The 22,089-nt window shown below is 62.9% G+C and carries 18 protein-coding genes; 6 read left to right on the forward strand and 12 right to left on the reverse strand.

Features of this window, described 5'->3' with window-relative positions; translation table 11 throughout:
• Window positions 1-49: 49 nt before the first annotated feature.
• Complete coding sequence (locus HX869_RS23340; RefSeq protein WP_023658747.1) at window positions 50-481, reverse strand: AraC family transcriptional regulator; 432 nt, start codon at window positions 479-481, stop codon at window positions 50-52.
• Between the two features lie 170 nt (window positions 482-651).
• Between HX869_RS23340 and HX869_RS23345 the strand changes: the two genes are divergently transcribed.
• From HX869_RS23345 to HX869_RS23360, 4 genes are all read left to right on the forward strand, one after another.
• On the forward strand, window positions 652-1,242 hold the full coding sequence (locus HX869_RS23345; RefSeq protein ID WP_003207311.1) for an antibiotic biosynthesis monooxygenase: 591 nt from the start codon (window positions 652-654) through the stop codon (window positions 1,240-1,242).
• On the forward strand, window positions 1,239-3,077 hold the full coding sequence (locus tag HX869_RS23350; protein WP_003207313.1) for an amidohydrolase: 1,839 nt from the start codon (window positions 1,239-1,241) through the stop codon (window positions 3,075-3,077). Before HX869_RS23345 ends, HX869_RS23350 begins: the two co-directional genes overlap by 4 nt.
• Window positions 3,078-3,095: 18 nt before the next feature.
• Window positions 3,096-3,719, forward strand: a complete 624-nt coding sequence (gene ycaC, locus HX869_RS23355) for an isochorismate family cysteine hydrolase YcaC (protein WP_161635723.1) — start codon at window positions 3,096-3,098, stop codon at window positions 3,717-3,719.
• Between the two features lie 182 nt (window positions 3,720-3,901).
• Complete coding sequence (locus HX869_RS23360) at window positions 3,902-4,789, forward strand: LysR family transcriptional regulator (RefSeq protein ID WP_178903709.1); 888 nt, start codon at window positions 3,902-3,904, stop codon at window positions 4,787-4,789.
• A 1-nt stretch (window position 4,790) separates the two neighbouring features.
• Here the strand turns inward: HX869_RS23360 and HX869_RS23365 are convergent, their stop codons facing one another.
• The 11 genes from HX869_RS23365 to HX869_RS23415 all read right to left on the reverse strand — a co-directional run bounded on the left by HX869_RS23365 (window position 4,791) and on the right by HX869_RS23415 (window position 19,977).
• Entirely contained in the window at window positions 4,791-7,484 is a 2,694-nt protein-coding gene (locus HX869_RS23365) for a TonB-dependent siderophore receptor (protein ID WP_256736782.1), read from the reverse strand.
• 36 nt (window positions 7,485-7,520) lie between these two features.
• Entirely contained in the window at window positions 7,521-8,012 is a 492-nt protein-coding gene (locus HX869_RS23370) for a RidA family protein (RefSeq protein WP_093197996.1), read from the reverse strand.
• A 25-nt stretch (window positions 8,013-8,037) separates the two neighbouring features.
• The gene (locus HX869_RS23375; RefSeq protein WP_008434613.1) at window positions 8,038-9,612 is read right to left on the reverse strand and encodes an FAD-dependent oxidoreductase; all 1,575 of its coding nucleotides are present in this window, start codon (window positions 9,610-9,612) and stop codon (window positions 8,038-8,040) included.
• Window positions 9,613-9,638: 26 nt separating this feature from the next.
• The gene (locus HX869_RS23380; RefSeq protein ID WP_087694856.1) at window positions 9,639-11,759 is read right to left on the reverse strand and encodes a TonB-dependent receptor; all 2,121 of its coding nucleotides are present in this window, start codon (window positions 11,757-11,759) and stop codon (window positions 9,639-9,641) included.
• 309 nt (window positions 11,760-12,068) lie between these two features.
• A complete protein-coding gene (locus HX869_RS23385; protein WP_003211305.1) occupies window positions 12,069-13,028 on the reverse strand; it encodes a D-isomer specific 2-hydroxyacid dehydrogenase family protein in 960 nt (319 codons plus the stop codon).
• Entirely contained in the window at window positions 13,025-14,203 is a 1,179-nt protein-coding gene (locus HX869_RS23390; RefSeq protein ID WP_178903710.1) for an acyl-CoA dehydrogenase family protein, read from the reverse strand. The genes HX869_RS23385 and HX869_RS23390 overlap by 4 nt, the downstream gene beginning before the upstream one ends.
• A gap of 139 nt (window positions 14,204-14,342) precedes the next feature.
• Window positions 14,343-15,347, reverse strand: a complete 1,005-nt coding sequence (locus tag HX869_RS23395; RefSeq protein WP_003211303.1) for an ABC transporter substrate-binding protein — start codon at window positions 15,345-15,347, stop codon at window positions 14,343-14,345.
• A 13-nt stretch (window positions 15,348-15,360) separates the two neighbouring features.
• Window positions 15,361-16,704 (reverse strand): LLM class flavin-dependent oxidoreductase, encoded by a 1,344-nt coding sequence (locus HX869_RS23400; protein ID WP_178903711.1) that lies wholly within the window; start codon window positions 16,702-16,704, stop codon window positions 15,361-15,363.
• Between the two features lie 13 nt (window positions 16,705-16,717).
• Window positions 16,718-17,674: an ABC transporter substrate-binding protein gene (locus HX869_RS23405; RefSeq protein WP_003211301.1), complete on the reverse strand. Its 957-nt coding sequence runs from the start codon at window positions 17,672-17,674 to the stop codon at window positions 16,718-16,720.
• 102 nt (window positions 17,675-17,776) lie between these two features.
• Window positions 17,777-19,357 carry a rhodanese-related sulfurtransferase gene (locus HX869_RS23410; RefSeq protein ID WP_177055040.1) on the reverse strand — a complete coding sequence of 527 codons (1,581 nt, stop codon included), beginning with the start codon at window positions 19,355-19,357 and terminating at the stop codon, window positions 17,777-17,779.
• The gene (locus tag HX869_RS23415) at window positions 19,354-19,977 is read right to left on the reverse strand and encodes a cysteine dioxygenase (protein WP_008434600.1); all 624 of its coding nucleotides are present in this window, start codon (window positions 19,975-19,977) and stop codon (window positions 19,354-19,356) included. Before HX869_RS23415 ends, HX869_RS23410 begins: the two co-directional genes overlap by 4 nt.
• 220 nt (window positions 19,978-20,197) lie before the next feature.
• Between HX869_RS23415 and HX869_RS23420 the strand changes: the two genes are divergently transcribed.
• Both HX869_RS23420 and HX869_RS23425 read left to right on the forward strand, forming a co-directional pair.
• On the forward strand, window positions 20,198-21,103 hold the full coding sequence (locus tag HX869_RS23420) for a LysR family transcriptional regulator (RefSeq protein ID WP_008434597.1): 906 nt from the start codon (window positions 20,198-20,200) through the stop codon (window positions 21,101-21,103).
• 107 nt (window positions 21,104-21,210) lie between these two features.
• On the forward strand, window positions 21,211-22,005 hold the full coding sequence (locus HX869_RS23425) for a class II aldolase/adducin family protein (protein WP_063031004.1): 795 nt from the start codon (window positions 21,211-21,213) through the stop codon (window positions 22,003-22,005).
• Window positions 22,006-22,089: the final 84 nt, after the last annotated feature.

A 22,089-nucleotide genomic window follows, 5' to 3' on the forward strand; every position in this document is an offset into this window, starting at 1 on the left:
ATGCAGGGCTTCGGTGTGAGGAGAAGATTACTGGTTAACGATAGGTTGATTAAGAAGCTGAAATCGGAATGACTGTCTCTTTTAGATTGACGATCGCCAGCTGTGCCGTCCGCAGATGATGGCGGTAGCGCAGCTGAAGTTTGCGCCAGGCCATTGGGTTCACGCCTTCGCTGCGGCTGAACAGGTGACAGAAGTGCGCCTGGTCGCAGAACCCGCATTCCTGGCTGATCTGCGTCAGGCTCAGGGCGGAGCCGGTGATCAGCACCTTGGCCTGTTTGATGCGTTGCTGGCGAATCCATTCCTGGGGCGATACACCGGTGGTGCGCTTGAAGGCCCTGGAGAAATGGCTGCGGGACAGCTCACAGGCGCGAGCCAGTTCCGTCACCTCCAGGGGGCCAGCAAGATTGGCGAGGATCAATTGCTTGACCCTCTGTTCCCGCTCTGAACACAGGGTTCCGGTTGCAGCTGCTGGTTGAGCCATGATCGCTATCCGTGGTCGATGGGCGCTTGTTTTCACACACCTTACCGGTGAATGAATCCCCAGTGTAGACCGCTGCAAGCATCTGTTGAACTGAGCACATGCATGCAATTTTTCTGGATCGGGCCGTCGCACACTAGCGCGAACGTTCAAGCATCCAGGGGAAGGGCACGATGGACTCAACAGCACAAGGCGGGCCGGACGAGGTCGTGACCCTGGTGGTCAAGCACCGCATAAAACCCGGGCTTGAAGCCGACTACGAAGCCTGGCTGCGACGCATCGTGCGTATTGCCGGTGAGCGTCCCGGGCACCTCGGCGTTGACGTGGTGCGCAGCAAGCAGGGCGGCCTTGCGTTGTTTACCTGCGTGCTGCGTTACCGCTCCACCGAAGACCTGGAGCGCTGGCTCGATTCGCCGCAGCGCCTGGAGCTGATCAACCAAGCCGCACCGATGCTGGCCGACGGCGACCAGACCGAAGTCGGCGCGGTCAACGAGTTCTGGTTCTCGCCCCTGGCCGATGCTGCCGCCAAGCCGCCGCGCTGGAAACAGGCAGTGGTCACGCTGCTGGTGATCCTGCCGCTGACGTTGCTGGTGCCGATCATCTGGGGCCCGGTACTGCGGCTGCACCCGTTCCTGTCCAACTACATCGTCGCCACCTTCCTGGTCACCCTGACCATCGTTGTACTGGTGGTTTACCTGCTGATGCCGGCGGCCACCCGCCTGTTCGCGCCCTGGCTTGAAGCCTCTGTAAAGGAAACCCTATGAACGCCGACCTGATTCTGTTCAATGGCCAGTTCCACACCGTGGACCGTGAAAATCCCCGTGCCACGGCAGTTGCGATCCACCAGGGACGCTTCGTCGCGGTGGGCACCGACGGTGAAGCCATGGCCCTGCGCGGCAGTGGTACCCAGGTCATCGACCTCAAGGGTCGCACCGTCATCCCTGGCCTCAACGACTCGCACCTGCACCTGATCCGTGGCGGCCTGAACTACAACCTCGAACTGCGCTGGGAAGGCGTGCCGTCACTGGCCGATGCCCTGCGCATGCTCAAGGATCAGGCTGACCGCACGCCCACGCCGCAGTGGGTGAGGGTGGTGGGCGGCTGGAACGAATTCCAGTTCGCTGAAAAGCGCATGCCCACCCTCGACGAACTCAACCAGGCCGCCCCCGATACGCCGGTGTTCGTGTTGCACCTGTATGACCGGGCCTTGCTCAACCGCGCCGCCCTGCGCGTGGCTGGCTACACCAAGGACACACCGAACCCGCCCGGCGGCGAGATCGTGCGCGACCATAACGGCAACCCCACCGGCATGCTGGTGGCGCGGCCCAACGCGATGATTCTCTACGCGACCCTGGCCAAGGGCCCGAAACTGCCCCTGGAATACCAGGTGAATTCCACCCGCCAGTTCATGCGCGAACTCAACCGCCTGGGCCTGACCAGTGCCATCGACGCCGGCGGTGGTTTCCAGAACTATCCCGACGATTACGCCGTGATCGAACAGTTGGCCAAGGACCAGCAACTGACCGTGCGCATCGCGTACAACCTGTTCACCCAGAAGCCCAAGGAAGAACTCAGCGACTTCAAGAACTGGACCGGCAGCGTGACCCTGCATCAGGGCGACGACTACCTGCGCCACAACGGCGCGGGCGAAATGCTGGTGTTCTCGGCGGCCGACTTCGAAGACTTCCTCGAACCACGCCCAGACCTGCCGCTGACCATGGAGCAGGAACTGGAGCCGGTGGTGCGCCACCTGGTGGAACAGCGCTGGCCGTTCCGCCTGCACGCCACCTACAACGAGTCGATCTCGCGGATGCTCGACGTGTTCGAGAAGGTCAACCGCGACATCCCGTTCAACGGCTTGCCATGGTTCTTCGACCACGCCGAAACCATCACCCCGCAGAACATCGAGCGCGTGCGGGCGCTGGGCGGCGGCATCGCGATCCAGGACCGCATGGCGTTCCAGGGTGAGTACTTTGTGGAGCGCTACGGCGCCAAGGCCGCCGAGGCCACGCCGCCGATCAAACGCATGCTCGCCGAAGGCGTGCCGGTGGGCGCTGGCACCGACGCCACCCGGGTGTCGAGCTACAACCCCTGGACCTCGCTGTACTGGATGGTCAGCGGCCGCACCGTCGGCGGGCTGGAACTGCACGCCGAGGGGCTGCCCCGGCTGACGGCCCTGGAACTGTTCACCCACGGCAGCGCCTGGTTCTCCTCCGAGCAGGGCAAGAAGGGCCAGATCAAGGTCGGCCAACTGGCGGACGTGGCGGCACTGTCGGCGGACTTCTTCAGTGTCGATGAGGAAGCCATCAAGTGGATCGAATCGGTACTCACCGTGGTCGGCGGCAAGGTGGTGTACGGCGCCGGCGACTTTGAAGATTTCGCACCACCCAGCGTGCCGGTGCTGCCGGACTGGTCGCCGGTGGTCAAGGTACCGGGCCACTGGCGCCCGGCCTCAGCGCTGCAAGCCCAGGTGCACCAGTGCAGCGGCCCCTGTGGCGTGCATGCCCATAGCCATGAACGGGCGCGTCTCTCGAACGTGCCGGTCAGCGACTTCCAGGGTTTCTGGGGCGCGTTTGGCTGCTCGTGTTTTGCCTTCTGAATCTAACCCCAAAAGAGTATTCCCATGACTTACAAACGCCTGAACAAAGATGACGCCGTGGTCCTGCTGGTGGATCACCAGACCGGCCTGATTTCCCTGGTGCAGGACTTCTCGCCCAACGAGTTCAAGAACAACGTGCTGGCCCTGGCGGACCTGGCCAAGTTCTTCAAGCTGCCGACTATCCTCACCACCAGTTTCGAAAGCGGCCCCAACGGCCCGATGGTGCCGGAGCTGAAAGAACTGTTCCCGGACGCGCCGTACATCCCGCGCCCTGGCCAGATCAACGCATGGGACAACGAAGATTTCGTCAAGGCAGTGAAAGCCACCGGGCGCAAGCAACTGATCATTGCCGGTGTGGTGACCGACGTGTGCGTGACCTTCCCGACGTTGTCGGCCCTGGCTGAAGGGTTTGAAGTGTTTGTGGTGACCGATGCGTCGGGCACCTTCAATGAGACCGTGCAACAGGCGGCGTGGGCACGCATGACGGCGGCCGGTGCACAGCTGGTGAACTGGTTCTCGGTGGCCTGCGAGCTGCAGGTGGACTGGCGCAACGACATGGAAGGCCTGGCGAATCTGCTGTCGCCGCGTATTCCCAACTATCGCAATTTGATGAACAGCTACTCGGCGCTGACGGCCAAATAAACCGCTCTCTGATATGCAGGTAATCCAATGTGGGAGCGGGCTTGCTCGCGAAGGCGGTGTGCCAGTCAATACATGTACCGACTGACCCACCGCCTTCGCGAGCAAGCCCGCTCCCACATTTTGATTTGTGGTGTGGCGACTGACCGGCTATAAAACAGCCCAGCGTCCACCGAGAAGCGACAATGAACCCCTTCGAAGACATGCGCCTGTTTTGCCAGGTCATGGAATCCGGCAGTTTCACCGCTGCCGCCGAGCATCTTGGCCTGTCCAAGCAATTTGTCAGCCGCCGCCTGATCCAGCTGGAAGAGCGCCTCGGCGTACGCCTGCTCAACCGCTCCACCCGCCGCCTGGACGTCACGCCGCTGGGCCAGAGTTACTACGAATCCGCCCTGCGCCTGCTCAGTGAAGTCGAGCAAGTGGAGCAGGGCATCGCCGGGCAAAACACCGAGCCCCGAGGCACCATTCGCCTGAGCGCGCCGTTGTCGTTTGCCATGGCGCACCTGGGTTGCCTGTTGCCGCTGTTCCTGCAACGCCACCCTCATGTCACCGTGGAAGTGGACCTCAGCGACCGCCCGGTAGACCTCATCAGCGAAGGCTACGACCTGGTGCTGCGCATCGGCACCCTCGAGGATTCGACCCTGATCGCCCGACGCATCGCCAGTGTGCAGCGCGTCTATTGCGCCAGTCCCGACTACCTGACCCGCCACGGCACGCCGCAGAGGCCCGATGACCTGGCCGATCACGCATGCCTGCCTTACGGCCATGGTCGCCAGGTGCAATGGCACTTCAAGGTCGATGGCAAACCCCACACCCGCAACGTCAGCGGGCGCATGCGGGTCAACAACGGTGAGTTGCTGCGGGATGCCGCCGTGGCCGGGTTGGGCATCACCTATCTACCCAATTTTATCGTTGCCCAAGCCTTGCAGGACGGCCGCCTGGTGACGCTGCTGGAAGACTGCGCGCCCGAACCCCTGACCCTTTCCGCGGTTTACCCCCAGCACCGCCAGAGCTCGCGCCCGGTGCAGGCGTTGATCGAGTTCCTGCGTGAACGCCTGGCCGGCGGTTGTTGAATCAGAACGCGTACTGCACCCGGCTGTAGTAATACCCGCCGGTAAACCCGAACGGCGAATAGCTGCCCCAGTTATCGCCGAACGACGAGTTCTTCACGCCGATGTGATCCGGGTATTTGTCGAACAGGTTCTGTGCACCTACGGCCACCGTCAGCTGTTTGCTGATCGCGTAGGCCACGTCGAGGTCAGTGATCCACTTGGCCGAATACGTGCGGTCCAGGCTCGCGTCGCTGGAGCTGTTGACCTCGGTGTAGGTGCCGTAGCGAGTCAGGCGCAGGTTGACGTCGAAGTCGTGGATCGCCCAGTCGGCGGAGAAGATCATCTTGCTGCTGGGTGAGGTCTTGGTGATCAGTGCCCGTGACTGGCGACCCATCAACTGGAAGTTGCCCAGGGCGGCGAGCTGCGCCGGGGTGTCGTTGACGCTGAGGATCTGCGTGTGGTTGTAGTTCAGCGCCGCCGTCCATTTCACCGAGCCGTAGCGGTCGAGGTTCTGCCGGTAGTTGCCCACCACGTCGACCCCGGAGGTGCGGGTGTTGGCGCCGTTGGTGAAGTACTGTGCGCCCGCCGTGGCCGGTACGCCGATGCTGTCCAGCAGGGAGGCAATGCCCGGGCCCTGGAAGCGTTCGCTGAGCACCAGGCGGTCCCGCAGGTTGATCACGTAGCCGTCCACCGTGAGGCTCAAGTCATCGCTTGGGGTCACGGCGAAACCGAGGCTGAAGTTGGTCGAGCGCTCCGGCTTCAGTGACTTGGCACCCAATGCCTGGGCGCCGGCGGAATCTACCGGCAGGATCACGTAGTTATACGACTGGTACACGCCATTGATGGTGTCGAACCCGGTGGAGCGTGCGGTGAAGATCTCGTTGGCCAGGGACGGTGCGCGAAAGCCGTTGCTCACGGTGCCGCGCAGGGCGAACACCGGGTTGAACGCATACCGCGTGCTGAGCTTGCCGCTGCGGGTACCGCCGACGCCTTCGTTGTAATGTTCGTAGCGTCCGGCCACGCCGACGTACCACTGCTCGGTGGGGTAGAACCCGAGGTCGACATAGCTGGCGACGCTGTTGCGGCTGACCTTCTGCGCGTCTTCCGGACGGATGCCGTTGGTGACCTGGGCCCCCGGATCGGGACGCTGCCCGGCACGCGGATGGCCTGCCGGGAACACGTAGCCGCCATCGATATAGGAAGCCTCGGAGCCGGCGCGGGTCTCGTAGCTCTCGCGCCGGTGCTCCAGGCCGAACGCCACGTCCAGCGGCTTGGCCAGGCCGATCTCGTAGGTGTTTTTCAGGTCGAGGTTGGTGGTGAGCTGGTCGGCGATGTAGATCCCGGAGGTGAACTTGTTCGGTGTGCTTTCGCCCAGGGACGGGTTCTGGTTGTCGTAGGTGCGCTGCTTGGCGTAGTTGCGCCCGTAGGTGCTGCTCAGGTCCCAACCCCAGCCGCCGCCAAGGTCGTTGCCCTTGGCGCCGAAAGCCGATTGGAAGTCCGTCTCGTTGACCAGCCAGTACGGGCTGTAGCCGTCGGGGTAACCATTGGGCCCGGTGGTGATGGTGTTGCGGCCGTTGGGCAGGCGGAAGTTCTGGCCGTCGTTGTTCTCCCGGGTGGCCAGGGTGGAAAACGAGTACAGCGCCAGGTTGTCGTTCAGCGGCAGGTCGAGGTTGTACGCCACATCGCCCAACTGGCTGCGGGGCGAGCCGTAGCCTTTGTAGGTGTGGTGGCTGGAGGTGGCTTCGCGCGGGTCGGGGGAACCGTCCGCCAGCGGGTAGTAATGGCTGCTGTAGCCGTTGCTGCCGGCCTTGTTGTCGCGTTCCTGGTAGCGGGTGTCGAGGGACACGTTGAGCACCCCGGCTTCACCCACCTGGAAGCCGTAGTTCAGCGCCTCCTGGCCGGTGCCGCGCTTGCCGTCGTAGTTCTGCCCCAGGGTGGTGTCGGAACTGCCGCCGGTGGTCTGTTTGAGGATGATATTGATCACCCCGGAAATCGCATCCGAGCCGTATTGCGCCGCTGCACCGTCGCGCAGCACCTCCACATGGTCGATGGCAGCCACCGGGATCAGGTCGAGGTCGCTGGGGGCCGCGCCGCTGTTGATGCCGTTGATGTTCAGGGTGGCGCTGGTATGGCGGCGTTTGCCGTTGACCAGCACCAGTACGTGAGAGGCGGTGAGGCCGCGTAGGGTGGCCGAACGCACCACGCCGCTGGCATCCCAGCCGGCGCGGTCGGGCAGGTTGAACGAGGGGATGAGCTTGCCCAACGCTTCGAGCAAACTCGGCTTGCCCACGGCCCGCAGTTGTTCGCCGCTGATCACATCAATCGGCGTGGGGCTGGTGGTGACGGTGCGTTGTTCGGCGCCACGGTTGCCGGTGACCACCACGGTGTCGAGGGTGGGGGAGCGGTCTTCGGCAGATTCGACGCCGAAGGACGCCAGGCCGCACGCCAGCGAGAGCGGCAGGAGTTTCAGATGATTATACCGATGTAGCCTTTTACGATGAGCGAGCTTGCTGTGGCGAGTGGGCTTGCTGTGGCCAGGGAGCTTGCTGTGGTGAGGGAGCTTGCTGTGGCGAGGGAGCTTGCTCCCGCTGGGCTGCGTAGCAGCCCCAATACGGTCTTCCGAGAAAATTGCGGAGTCAGGCAGGGCCGCTGCGCGCCCCAGCGGGAGCAAGCTCCCTCGCCACAAAGGTGCCGTCAGCCAGTTGAATTTTCGCATGAGAGTGGAGCTCCTTGGTCTCGAGTGATGTCCCTGTCAGCGTTTGCGCGCGGCAACCGCTTCGATTTCTACCAGCCCGCCGGGCAATGGCAGCGCGACGACTTGCACCGCGGTGCGCGCCGGTTTTTTCGGCTGCTCGGCACTGCCGAAAAACGGCGTGTAGCCTTCCTGCAACCCGGCAAAGTCGAGCTTGCCGCCTTTGGCTGGATCGCCCACCAGGAATATCCGCAGCTGCACCACATCTCCCAAATCCAGGCCCTGGCTTTGCAGCACACCCTTGAGCTTGTTGAGGATCGACGTGGTCTGGATGGCCGTGTCGCCATAGGCGGCAAACGAGTCTTTCGGCGCCTTGGGGTCATGCAGGTCGGCCAGCAACCCACTCACAAACAACAGCTCGGTCTGCGGCGGCACCGACACCGCCAATGAGATCGGGAAGTTCGAGTTCGGCAGCGGCACGCGCTTGATCTCATCGGCGTGGGCGGCAAGGGTGGTGGCGGTCATCAGCAGTCCTGCAAAAAGCGTCTTCATCGGTTCATTCCTTGAGAGAGAAAAGTCAGGCGGCGACGCCCGGTTGCTGGCGTTCGGCATGCCGGCCGATCAGCGAGACGATGCGCCGCGCCGAATCGGCGGCGCTGTTCTGCCAGATGCCGACGCCGCCGTGGGCGAGGGCGTCGCTGGCCAGGTACGTGCGGCCCTGGGGCTCGTTGAGCAGGCGGTAGGCGCTTTCGCCGACCTCGTCGTTGACGATCCACGGGCCCTTGCTGTAGCTGACTTTCGACCAGTTGATCGCCACCGGTTTTTGCAGCTTGGCGCTGTGGCCGGGGTGCAACAGCTCCACCGCCTGGCGTGAGGAGGCGAACTGTTCGGCCAGGGATTTCTGGCTGAAGGCCTGGGCCGATTCACTGGTGTTGTAGGCCGCCACCAGAATCCCCTGGGCGCTGTTGAGGCGGTCGCTGGGGTACCATAGGCCTTTGACTTCATGGTCGAGGTACGACAGGCCGCCGTAGATGTTGAAGTCGGTTTCCCAGAAGCGCGGCGCCTGCCAGGCCACCTTGTTGGCCTGGTCGCTTTGCGCGGTCTGGATCGCCTGCTTGAAGGGTGCCGTGAAGTTGGTTGGCAGCTTGGCCAGCAGCGGCAAGGGCACGGTGACAATCGCGTAGTCGGCACTCAGCACCTGGGTCTTGCCGCTGATGCGGTCGCGGTAGGTGATTCGGCTGCCTTGCTCCGAGGTCTGGATATCGCTGACTTCGGCGTTGAAGCGCACCGCATCTTTCAGATGTTCGTAGAAGGCATACGGAATGCGGTCCATGCCGCCCACCGGCTGGAACATGGTGGAGGAAAACTCCGGGATTTCATCGAACACCAGTGCGCCCCACAGCTTGGGATTAAGCAGGGTCTGCAGCTCCAGCGGCGCGCGGGTCACGCCGGTCTGGTCGCCGGCGCCGGGCACGCGGGTGTAGCCGGAGCGCACCGAACCCTTGTATTGCAGGTCGCCGTTGAGGTCGCCGTACACTTTGAGGAAACTCAGCAACGCTTTGCGGTCATCCACGCTCAGGTCCTGGTCCAACGCCTTGCGGCTGACTGTGCGGGCCAGCAGTTCCGAGAGTTGGCCGCGGGTGTCGTTGACCGCCTGGCGCAACTGGAACGCCGGTTGCTGCGTATCCGGCCGGGCCAGGGCGTTGCGGCTGCTGTTGACCAGTACTTGCAGCTCCACACCCAGCTCGCGGCAGTAGCCGAGGATCGTCTGGTGGTGGCTGGGAATACGCGCGGGTCCGGCGTTGAAAAACTGCCCGTCATCAAAGTCGACGGTCTGGCTGACGCCGTCGTCGAAATCGACCTTGGTGCCTCGGCGCAGGGTCCAGTTGCGTCCACCCACCCGGTCGCGGGCTTCCAGGATCGTCACGTTGAACCCGGCCTTGCGCAGCTCATAGGCGCTGACCAGCCCGGAGATCCCGGCGCCGACTACCACCACCTGCTTGCCTTTGCCGGTGCTGCCCAATTGCAGCGGGGTAAAGCTCGATGCCACCGCCTGAGGCGTCAGCCCCAGCGCGCCCAATGCGCTGACAGCGGCGGAATAACCGCCCACGGCGGCAATACGGGAAATCAGTTCCCTGCGGGTAAAAGCCATGATTCGCTCCTTGAGATAGCGGTTTGTCAGAGGTCGTAGCGCACGGTCAGCAACAGGGTTCGCGGGTCGTTGACCGAGTAGTAGCGGGCGCCGCTGGAGGGCACGTAGCCCACCGACTGCGGGTAGGCGCGGTCCAGCAGGTTTTTCACCGCCAGGGTGGTGGTCCAGTGGCCGTCGCCGCTGATGTAGCGGGTGTTGGCGTTCCAGAAGGTCTGTTGCGGGATTTCCTGGATGTCGTCGTTCAATGCGTTGGCGTAGGACTTGGTCTGGAACTGCGCATCGGTGCCTGCCAGCCAGGTGCCCGGCAGCCCGGCCGGGATGGTGTAGTTCAGGCCAACGCTCGCGTTCCAGCGTGGCGAGAACACCAGTTGCTTGCCGTTGGCATCCACCCCGGCACCGCTGGCGTTCTGGAAGTCGTCGTACTTGCTTTGCAGGTAGCCGACGTTGGCGGTCAGTTGCAGGTCGCGGCTCAGGGCGGTGAGGGTTTCCAGCTCCACGCCGTAGGTGTGGGCACGGCCGACGTTGGTGCGCAGGCTCACCCCCAGCGCCGGGTCATAGGCGTTGGTTTGCAGGTCTTTGTAGTCGTTGTAGAACAGCGCGACGTTGGCCCGCAGGCGCTGGTCGAAGAAGTCGCCCTTGACCCCGGTTTCCCAGGTGGTCACGTCTTCCGGGGAGAACGCCTGTTCGGCGGCGGCCTGGGTGGGGGCGCGGTTGTCGTAGCCACCGGCCTTGAAACCCTTGGCGACGTAGGCGTACTGGTTCAGGTGCGGGGTCCAGGCGTATTCGAAGCCGATCTTCGGGCTGGTGGACTGCCAGGATTTGCTCGACTCGGCGGTGAAGTTGGTGCCGGTGATTTGCCGGTCGGTGTTGATCGCGTAGTTGGTGAAGTCGAAATTCTTGTGCTCGCGAGTAAAGCGCAGGCCGGCGATCAGCGACAGTTGTTGCGTCAGCTTGTAGGTGCCCTGGCCATACAGCGCATAGCTTTCGGTGTTGGTGGTGCTGTATTGGCCCTGGCCGATCACCCGATTGCGGGCGATGGAATAGGTAAGGTTGTCGCGGTCGGCGTCGAACTTCTCGCGGTACAGGTACACCCCGGTGCTGAAGCTGAAATCGTCGTAGTCGCCGTTGAGCTGGAACTCCTGGGTCGCATAGTTCTGCTTGTACAGGATCAGGTTGTTCTGGATCAGCGCGGCTTGCCCTGAGTTGTCGTAGTCCACCGGTTGGTGGAACGCCGAGTAGGCCGTCACTGATTTGAAGTTCAGGTTGTCATTGATCGCGTAAATCGCCCGCAGCACCGAGCTGCCCTGGTCCAGGCGGTTTTTTGGGTCGAGGCTGCTGTAGCTCTTGAACTTGTCGAAATGCCCGTTGGCGTCGAAGGGCGTATAGCTGGTGGTGTCGCCCCGGTCGAAGGTACCGGCCAGGGTCAATTGCACATCCCAGGGCGAATCCACCGGCTTGTAGCGCAGCTTGCCGCGATAGGACTGGATGTCGACGTTGTTCACGTCCTTGCCCCGGGTGGGATCGGACACGGTGCCGTCGCGGCTCAGGCGAATAGCGGAGAAACTGCCGAACAGCGCGTTGTCCACCAGCGGGCCGCTGATCAGCAGGCGTGCGTTCTGCGCATCGTAGTTGCCGGCGCCCAGCTCTACAAAACCACGGGTTTCCTGGGTCGGATCGCGGGTGATCACGCGGATCGCGCCGGCGCTGCTGTTGCGTCCGTACAGGGTGCCCTGGGGCCCGCGCAGCACTTCGACACGCTCCACATCGTTGAAGTCGAGCATCGACGAAATCGCACGCGGGATGTACAGGTCATCGGCATACACGGCGACGGCGGCTTCCTGGATCGGGTCGGTTTCACCGATACCGCGAATGCCGTAGGTCTGCGCGCTGTAGGAGATCGACTGGCGGCTGAGTGTCAGGTTCGGCACCTGGCCCGAGAGGTCGCGCACGCTGTTGATCTGCTTGTCTTCCAGGGCCTTTTCATCAAACGCGGAAATCGCCAGCGGGGTTTTTTGCAGGTCTTCGCTGCGGTGCTCGGCAGTGACGTTGACCACCGGCAGGGCGGTGTCGTCGGCGTGAACGGCGAGGCCGAACAGGGCGAGGGAGATGGCCAGTGCCAGGCGATTGGGTACGGCGGTAGGACTCATGATGGACCCCTGAGGTGGTTGACGGTTTAGGCAAAATTGGGCCTCCACCTGGTCAGGGGTCGGTACTGGATGTAACAGTATTTGTATAAATGCCGGGCGTAAAAGTCCGATTAGTTATAAGTTAATTATAAAAAATAGGTATGTATTGGTTTGAATGTGATGCGTAAGGCTGATGATATTTTTCAGCCGACAAAAAACAAATGTGGGAGCGGGCTTGCTCGCGAATGCGGTCGCTCAGTCAACATTGACAGTGACTGAAACACCGCATTCGCGAGCAAGCCCGCTCCCACATTTTGATTTCTGTTCGGCTTAGTAACCGCGTTGGGTATCAGCGAGGTTTTCCAGCGGCCGATCACTCAGATACCTTTCCAGATTGCCCAGGAAACTGTCCGCAATGTCATGCCGGCTATTGGTCGAAATCGCCGACGTATGCGGCGACACCCTGACCCTCGGATGCCCATACAACGCATGCCCGTCCGGCAATGGCTCGGGCTCGGTCACATCCAGCGAAGCCAGCCCGATATGGCCGCTGTCCAGCGCCTCCAGCAGCGCCTCATGATCCACCAATCCTCCCCGGGCAATATTGATCAGATGCAACCCTGGCTTGGCATTCGCCAGCGCCTCCCGATCGACGATATGCCGTGTGGCCTCGGTCAGCGGCGCTGCCAGCACCAGGTGATCGGAACGAGCAAACAGGTCATGGATATCCCGCGCCGCTTCCACACCCTCCACGTCAAACGGCGTGTCAGTTTGGCGTAATGCCACCACCTTGATCCCCAACCCATGAGCCTTCTGCGCCAGGCTGCGGCCAATCGCGCCAAACCCGAGAATCCCCAGGGTGGTGCCCTTGAGCGGGCGCAACGGGGTGAACTGCCATTGGGCATCCTTTACCCAGATATCCGGCAAATGCTTGGCCGCCGCGAAGATTGCCGCGAGGGCGAACTCGGCGAGGTTTTCGGCGGCGCTGCCCCGTGAGGTGCTCACCGGCGGCCCGTTGAACAGCCACCTGGGATAGAAGTCGATGCCCGACGACACCACCTGGATCCACTGCACGCCGTACGGCCAACCCGGGGGCGGTGTGTCCGGCGCGGTGTAGCCGCGCACATTGATCGGCCGGGCCAGCAGGATATTGGCCTGGGCCGGCAAGTCGCTGGGCACACCGGCCGGCACGCTGATCACCTCGGCACCGGGGTGCGTGAGGGCCAGGCGCTGGCGGATGACTTGATTGAAATCTTCGTCCAGCTGGCTGGCGATAATCACCTGGCTCATGGGCGTTCCTTGTGTCGTTGAGCGAAGACGGCCTTGCCGACGCCTTGCAGCACCGCGTCGTTCTGCGGGGTATGCACGCGGCTGCACAGCACGTCGCGGTAATGCCGCTGCAGTGGGCTGTGTCGGGACAGGCCTGGATTGCCGGACGCCTCGATGGCCAACTCGACGGCACGGATCGCGTTGCCGGTCACCAGGTATTTGATCTGTGCGGCGTGGGCTGCCGGGGTGTGCCCGTCGGCGGCGGCGTCCAGCAGGCTGCGGTTGGCAAACAGCAGGGTGTCGATATGCCCGACGGTCTCCTGAAAGCGCGGCAAGGTCGACAGCGCGGCGCCGAGGTTGGACGGCTTGCGTTGTTCCAGCCAGTCCACCAGCCAGTCGCGCGCGGCCTGGGCCACGGCGTCGTACACCGATGAGAGCAGTACCGACATCCACAGGAACCCGTCACCGTCCAGTTCCGCCTGCGGTGCGCTCCAGGGGCTGACGCTGACCGCGTGGTCCAGCGGCACCAGCACGTTGTCGAACACCACTTCATGGCTGCAGGTGGCGCGCATGCCGAGGTGGTCCCAGGTGTCGATGATGCTGATGCCGGGGCTGTCCCTGGGCACCAGCCAGGCGCCTACCAACGGGTCTTCATCGCTGCTGCGGGCCCACACGCTGAACCAGCTCAGGCCATGGCTGCCGGTGGAGTAGATCTTGCGCCCGCTGATGCGCCAGCCGGCGGCGGTACGCCGGGCGATGGTCGCGGGCAGGCCGCCACGGGCCGGGGTGCCGAGATCGGGTTCGACGCGCAGGGCATTGATCAGCGCCCCATTGCGCACAGCGTCTTCGGCGACCTGGGTGCGCAGGGCGGGCGGCCAGGTTTTGCTGTCTTGCAGGCGCGTGTGTTGCAGGTACTGCATCACCAGGATCAACGCGGTGGACGGCTCGCCCTTGGCGATCGCGCTTATGGCCTTGCGCGCCTGGCTCAGGTTGGCACCGCCACCGCCGAGGGCCTTGGGCACGGTCAGGGCGATAAGGCCGTGTTCGTGCAGCAGCTTGAAGTTGTCGTGGGGGAAGGTGCCGCTTTCATCAACGATGTGTGCAGTGGCGGCGAGCTGGGCGCTGAGGCGTTCCAGCAAGGCTTCGAAATTGGCCACTTCCACGGAGCGCAGTGACGGTTGAGAAGAAAGGCTCATGATGGGTGTACTCGTTCAAAATGTGGGAGCGGGCTTGCTCGCGAAAGCGGTGTGTCAGGTTGCACATCCGTTGGCTGATCCACCGCTTTCGCGAGCAAGCCCGCTCCCACATGGGTTATTCGGCGTTTTCGAAGGCGGGTTATATCGGCAGCAACTTGAACTGCCGATCCCACAACGGGCTGACATCCAGCCGCTCGTTCAATACCCCGGCATTGAAGAACAGGTCCGCCACTTCCTGCTGCGAAGCGATGGCCTGGTCGTTCACCTCGATCACGCTGTAGGGCTGGCTGCGGTTGTTGTACACGTCGAGGAACACTGCCTTGTCCACACCGAGCAACTTCGCCGATTTTTCAGCCCACGGCTCAGGGTTGTTGTTCATCCATTCCAGCGTGCGCGCCTGGCGCTGCAAGTAATCCTGGATCGCCTGTTTGCGCAGCGGGTCTTCCAGGGCAGCGGGGCGGGCGCCGATCAGGTAGTTGCCGGAGAGGTAGCCGAGGGCGGTTTTCAATACCCGGGCGCCGCTGCGGAATTTCGCCAGCTGGATAAACACCCCGTAGATCACCCAGGCGTCCAGCTGGCCACTCTGGAACGCGCTGAAACCGTCCTGTGGCGTGAGTGCCACGGGGGTGATGTCGTTGAAGGTCAGCCCTTGCTCCTTCAAGGCCTTGATCAAGAAGTAGTGCGAGGTGGTGGAGCGCACATAGCCCACACGCTTGCCTTTCAACTGGGCGATGGATTCAATTTTCGACTCCTTGGGAATCAGGATCACCTGGTTATTCACGTCACCTTGCAGCACCGCAATCAGCTTCGGCTCGCGGTGGCTCTGGATCGAGAAGATCGGCGGGATCTCGCTCATGCCGCCAATGTCCAGGCTGCCGGAGGCCAGCGCTTCGACGATCAGGTTGCCGCCGGCGAACTCGGCGTAGTCGACTTTATAGGGCGTGTTGGAAGTGCCGGCGTCGTCGGTGAAGTACGAGTCCTGGCCACGGTAGGTGGCGACGGCCAGGGTCAGGTCCGAGAGCTTCGCAGGTGCAGCGAAAGCCCGGGGCACCAGCGAGGCGAGGCCCAGCGCGCCAAGGGCAATCGAACTGGCACCCAGGAAGCCGCGACGATTGAACTGTCCGTGTTTGATCGTGTTCGTCATGGTCGTGCCCTGGTCAGATGGCGATCTGCGTTGGTTGAGTTTCGAACGGGGTGCTGTAGCGGTTCGCCGGCACGTCCAGGCCAAGGTTTTCCCGCAGGGTGGCGCCGCTGTATTCGCTGCGCAACAGCCCGCGTTGTTGCAGCACCGGCACTACCAGCTCGGTGAAGTACTGCAAGCCGTCCGGCAGCAGTGAATTGATGATGAAGCCGTCGGCCGCGCCGGCTTCGAACCAGGTCTGGATCGCGTCGGCGACCTGCTCCGGGGTACCGACAAAATCGCGCTTGGGCCGGGAGAACCGCAGGGCCACTTCCCGCAGGGTCAGGCGTTCATCGCGGGCCAGTTGCTTGATGCGGTCGGAGCCGCCTTTCTGGCTGTTGGAGCCCAGGTCGCCGAGTTCCGGGAAGGGTTCGTCCAGCGGGTACTTGCTGAAATCGTGGTCGTTGAACGGGCGGCCCAGGGCGACGATTGCGTCCTCGACGGTCACCAGCTCCACAGCTTGCTGATAGCGGCTTTCCACCTCGGCTTCGTCGCGGCCAACAATCGGCCGGATGCCCGGCAGGATCGACAACTGATCAGCATCACGGCCAAAACTGCGGGCGCGTCTCTTCAAGTCCTGGGCGTAGGCCTTGGCTTCGTCGAAGGTCTCGGCGTGGACAAAAATCGCGTCGCTGTTTTCGGCGGCAAAATTGCGCCCGTCCTCGGAAGTGCCCGCCTGGAAAATCACCGGCTGGCCCTGGCGCGAGCGGGCGATATTCAGCGGGCCCTTGACCGCAAAAAACTCGCCTTTGTGTTCCAGTGCATGCAGCTTGCCAGGGGTGAAAAATTCGCCGCTTTGCTTGTTGTACGCAAAGGCATCGTCTTCCCAGGAATCCCACAGGCCCTTGACCACATTTACGTGCTCCCTGGCGATGCGGTAGCGCACGGCGTGGGGCGGGTGCTCGGCCTTGCCGAAGTTGTCGGCGGTGCCGCTGAGCCACGAAGTCACCACGTTCCAGCCGGCGCGGCCGCCGCTGATGTGGTCCAGGGAGGCGAACTGGCGCGCCACCTGGAACGGTTCGGTGTAGCTCACGGTGACGGTCGCCACCAGGCCGATGTTCGAGGTCAGGGCCGCCAGGGCCGAAAGAATGGTCAGTGGCTCAAAACGGTTGAGGTAGTGCGGGCTGGATTTTTCATGGATATGCAGGCTGTCGGCGATGAACACGAAGTCGAACTTCGCGCTTTCGGCCAGTTGCGTCTGATGCTTGTAGAACCCGAAGTTGACGCTGGCATTGGGTTGCGCCTGCGGGTGGCGCCATTCGCCCCAGCCGTGACCGACGCCGTGCACCATGGCACCGAGTTTCAGTTGGCGTTTGCTCATGTTCTCTCTCCTTTTAGCGGGAAGCCTGGGTAAGCGGGGCACGTTTGGCGTTGAAGCTTTTGTCGAAGCCTTGGGAGACGTCGATGTGTTTGGTCAGCAGGCCTTCGTCCTGATAGATGTCGGCGGTGGTTTGCAGGCCGCTGATCACCGAGTCGTCAATCGCCACCGGTTGCATATGGGTGGCGTTGGCCACGGCTACGTGCACCTCCAGCGGCAAGCCGGTGATTTTGGCCATGGCGGCGGCGAACGCCTGCGGGTGATCGTTGCTCCAGCGGTAGGCGCGGTCGACCCGGGCCACGAAGTCGTCCAGCTGCACGCGCTTGTCGGCAATCGCCTTGCTGGTGGCGGCGAGGTACAGGTGATTGCTCAGCAGGTTGTTGCCGCTGGCAAGGACCCTTGCCTGGCTCTGGCTGGTGACCACGGTGGTGTAGGGGTCCCAGGTCGACCAGGCATCGGCGGTGCCGTTATCCAGCACCAGCCGTGACTCGCTGGGCAGCAGGAAGATGAACTGCACGTCGTGGGTGGAAAGGCCGGCGCTGCGCAGCGCCTTGATCGCCAGGAAGTGCCCGATGGAGCCGCGGGTGGTGACGATGCGCTTGCCCTTGAGGTCGGCAAGATCGTGGATCGGGGAATCTTTCGGAACAATCAGCGCGGTGGTGTTGCGGCCTTCGGCGTGGATGATGCTCACCACCTTCAGCGGTGCTCCGGCACCGAGGGCGAACACGTAGGGCGCGTCCCCCAGCGCGCCGATGTCCACGGCTCCGGCGTTGAGGGCTTCGCCCAGCGGTGCGGCGGCGGGGAACTCGGACCACTGGATTTCGTAGGGCACATCCCGGGTTTCGCCGGCGACTTCCAGCAGCGCCTTGATGGTGGATTTCTGGTTGGCCACTCGCAGGGGCTGCAGGTCGGCGGCCTGGCAAGTCGCACCCAGGGTGAGGGCGGCCAGTAAAAGGGCAAGGGTAAAGCGCATCAGGCGGGCTCCAGGCTAGGTCTTGCGTTCAGTCGCCTCCGCCTGGAGAAGGGGTCGGCTGGTAGTGGGAAGAGGAGCGAGCGGGCTCGCTCCTGGGGGTGTTCAGATCACATAAAACCCGTGGGTGCCGTCGCGGGCCAGCTGGTCCACCAGGCCGAACTCCCAGTCGAGGTAGGCCTGCATGGCTTCCTTCGGATTGTCGGTGCCTTCGTACGGACGGCGGTAGCGGTCGATGCGCGGTGAAGCGAGGCGGGTCTCGCCTTCCTCCAGCGGCAGTTGCGCGGCGATCCAGCTGGCAGTGCCGTCCTGCAGCAGGAACACGGGCTTGCCGGTCAGCGCTTCGACTTGCGCTACCGCGAGGCGCGCCAGCTGGCTGCTGCCACAGGTCAACACGTAGCGTTCGGCAGCAGGCACCTTGCGCAAGGCTTCGGGCAACTGCCCGCGCAACGCCCACCAGGCACCGGGAATGTGGCGCTTGACGTAGTTGGCGCTGGCGGTGAAATCCAGTACTGCGGTGTCGCCATGAGCCTGCCATTCGGCGAGGGTGTGCGGGCTGATGAGTTCGGCCTGTTGCGGCGCCGGGACGGGGGCAACCCAGGCCCCCGGTGCGCTGAAGTGTGCAGGTTGCAGGTCATCCAGCACATGCACTTCCCAACCCAGTTGTGCGAGCCAGGACGCAGACATATTGGCCCGCACGCCGTCGTCATCCACCAGTACCAGCCGGGCGCCGCGTACGCTGGCGACGTGATCGGTTTCCTGCACCAGTTGGCCGCCCGGTGTGGAGCGCGAGCCGGGCAGGTGGCCGGCTTCGAATTCTTCCGGGGTGCGTACGTCGAACAGGTAAGTGGTGCGCGCCGCTTCCTGCTGCCAGCGTTGCAGGTCGGCGAGGGTGGCACGGCCTACGCGGGCCTTGTCGGCGACTTGGCGGGCGTCCCTGGCGGCGATCTGGCGGTGTTCTTCCGAGGTCGGCGCGAAGCGTCGAGCCTGGCCGTGTTGCAGCTTCTGCCCGGCCAGGGTCCAGCCGATGGTGCCGTTGCGCAGGGCAGACACCGGGTTGGCGATGCCGGCATTGATCAGCGACTGGGTGCCGATGATGCTGCGGGTACGCCCGGCGCAGTTGACGATAATGCGGGTGGCCGGGTCCGGTGCCAGCTCACGGGCGCGCAGCACCAGTTCGGCGCCGGGCACGCTGATGCCGGTGGGAATGCTCATGGTCTGGTATTCATCGAAGCGGCGGGCGTCGAGCACCACCACGTCGGCGTTGCTGTCGAGCAACGCCTGCACTTCTTCAGCCGCCAGCGACGGTGTGTGGCGCTGGCTTTCCACCAGCTCGCCAAAGGATTTGCTTGGCACGTTGACGTCGATAAACAGCTCGCCACCGGCGCTGCGCCAACCGTCCAGGCCGCCTTCCAGCAGGCTGACCTCGGTATAGCCGAGCGCCTGCAAGCGCTGGGCGGCGATCTGTGCCAGGCCTTCACCGTTGTCGTACACCGTCACCTGGGTATCCCGGCGTGGGATGCGTGAATACACTTCCAGTTCCAGTTTCGACAGCGGGATATTCGCGGCGAACAGCGGGTGGGATTCGGCGAAAGGCGCTTCCTCGCGCACATCCACAAGGGCGACTTCTTCACGGTCCAGCAGGGCCTGGCGAATCTGGGCGAAGCTGCGGTTCGATACAGTCATGGGGCAGGGCTCTCTTTGGACAGGGCGTCTTTGGACAAATCCCAGATGTTCGGGAGAAAAGCGTTGGAATAACCGGAGATAAACAGTTTCTCGCTGCCGTCCGGCTGGTACACGGCGCGGCGCACCGCACCGATGTTGGCGCCATACACATGAATGCTGATGGACACCTGGTCACTGAAGGCATTGCTGACTTGATGGATGTCACCGATCTTCGGCGACACGGCTTCCACCTGGCCGGGTTCCAGCTGGATGCGCTTGCCGTCGGCGACCAGTGCGCCCTCGGCGTTACGCTCAAAGCCCTGGGAATACTCGGAACCGCGCAGCATGCCGATCAGCCCCCACACGCGATGGTCATGGATCGGCGTGGTCTGCCCCGGCCCCCACACAAAGCTGACGATGCTGAAGCGCTGGCGCGAATCGGCGTGCAGCAGGAATTGCTGATAACGCTCGGGGTCGGGTTGGGCAAACTCGTCCGGCAGCCAGTCATCGTGGCTGACCAGTTGCGCCAGCAGCTTGCCGCCGCGGTGCAGCAGGTCGCCTTCGCGAGGGTTGCCGTCGATCAATTCCGCCAGGGCGCCAATGAATGCTCTGAGTCTCTCCGGGTGTCGGGCCTGGGTCATGACAATTCCATCGTGGGTGGTTCGTGGTGATGGGTTTATCTAAGCATAATGTTTATAGTTAATATGCTATTTTTTAATGATTAGGTTATAGCGGAAAGTAATTTAGAACCGGTTTGAATAGCGTTAGACGTTATCGATCCGGGGGTTGGGCTATCCAGCCACCGTTTATGGAACTATGCTTTTCACACATCTTAATGACTGTTCTCTATGTGCGGCCCAAATGAAAATTGACGATATCGATGCCTTTGTCGAAGTGATTCGTTGCCAGTCCATCAGCCATGCCGCCGAGTCGCTGCAACTGACCCAGCCGGCCATTACCCGTCGCGTGCAGAACTTCGAGCAGGCGCTGGGGGTGGAGTTGTTCGACCGCAACACCAAGCCGCTCAAGCCTACTTTGATCGGAACGCGGGTGTATGAACAGTGCCGTTCGATCCTTCGGGAAATGGACGCCCTGCGGGAACTGGTGGCCACCGACGCGCCGCCCACCGGCCTGCTGCGCCTGGGGGTGCCGCAGACCATTGGCGACGTGGTGTTGCTGGACGCCCTCAAGCACCTGCGCAGTGAATTCCCCGAGCTGCGGGCCCAGGTGGCTACCGGCTGGGGCAGCCAACTGGTGGGCAAGATCGAGCGCGGCGAACTGGACGCGGCGGCGGCGCTGTTTCCGGCGGGCAAGATCTTCCCGGACAACATCGTCGGCGAGTCCATCGGCAAGATGGAACTGGTGGTGGTGTGTGCCAAGGCCCAACTGCCGAAGAAGCCCTGCAAGCTGGCGGACGTGTACCAGAATGGCTGGATCCTGAACCCGGATGGCTGCGGTTTCCGTGCCGGGTTGCAACGCACCCTGTCGGACCAGGGCCTGGCGTTGCGGGTCAACCTGGAGACCTTCGGCACCGAGCTACAGTTGGGCCTGGTGGCTGACGGCCTGGGCCTCGGCCTGGTGCCACGCCCGCTGCTGGAGCGCAGCGCCCATCGCGATCAACTGGCGGCCATGCCACTGAAGGACTTCAAGCCGGTGATGGACCTGTGGCTGATCTACCCGCATTTCCTGGGCAACCTGCAAGGGCCGGTGGACGCGTTTGGCAAGCTGGTGGCGGCGTCGTTGCACAAGGTGCGCAATGCGGCGTGATATGAAAAAAAATAATAATTAGCTTAGATTAAAATGTGCTTTTTATTATTTTTGGTCATCCCCTAGGCTTGCCTGGAAGTCCTTAAGGCCATCCAGGAAGTTTTGCCATGAGCAGCGTCACCTCGATCTCCAGTGTCTCGAACAACGTCCGCCAGCGGGTTACCCCGGAAGAGTGGGAGGTGCGCGTTAAACTTGCGGCGGCCTATCGGCTGGCGGCCTTGTACAAGTGGACCGACCACATCTACACGCACTTCTCCGCCCGGGTGCCGGGGCCTGAGGAGCATTTCCTGATCAATGCCTACGGGCTGTTGTTCGATGAGATCAGCGCTTCGAATCTGGTCAAGGTGGATATCGACGGCACGATTGTCGATGACCCTACGGGCCTGGGGATCAACTATGCGGGCTATGTGATCCACAGCGCGATCCATGGGGCTCGCCACGATTTGCAGGCCGTGCTGCATACGCATACGCGCGACGGTATTGCGGTGTCGGCGCAGAAGGACGGGTTGTTGCCGATCTCCCAGCATTCCATCGGGTTTTCCGGGCGCGTTGCGTACCACGGGTATGAAGGTGTGGCCCTTGACCTGGATGAGCGTGAGCGGTTGGTGGCGGACCTGGGGGACAAGAGTGTGATGATCCTGCGCAACCATGGATTGCTGACGGCGGGGGTGAGTGTGGAGCATGCGTTCCAGCAGCTGCAGGGGCTGGAGCGGGCGTGCAATATCCAGATTGCGGCGCAGGCGGGGGGGAATGCCGAGTTGATCTTTCCGCCGGCGGAGGTGGTGGCCAAGGTGGAGAAGCAGGCAGAAGTGTTCAAGAGCGGGGATGGGCCGGGGGTGGCGCGGCACTGGAATGCGTTGATTCGGCAATTGGAGCGTACGGATACTGATTACAAACTTTGACGTTGTGGGTTTGGTATTTTCGCTTGGTTGTGGGTGTATATCCGTTATTTGGGTGATGGCCGCCATTGGTTCCGCTCTTACAGC

Source organism: Pseudomonas sp. P7779, assembly GCF_013386315.1.
Taxonomy (GTDB): Bacteria; Pseudomonadota; Gammaproteobacteria; order Pseudomonadales; family Pseudomonadaceae; genus Aquipseudomonas.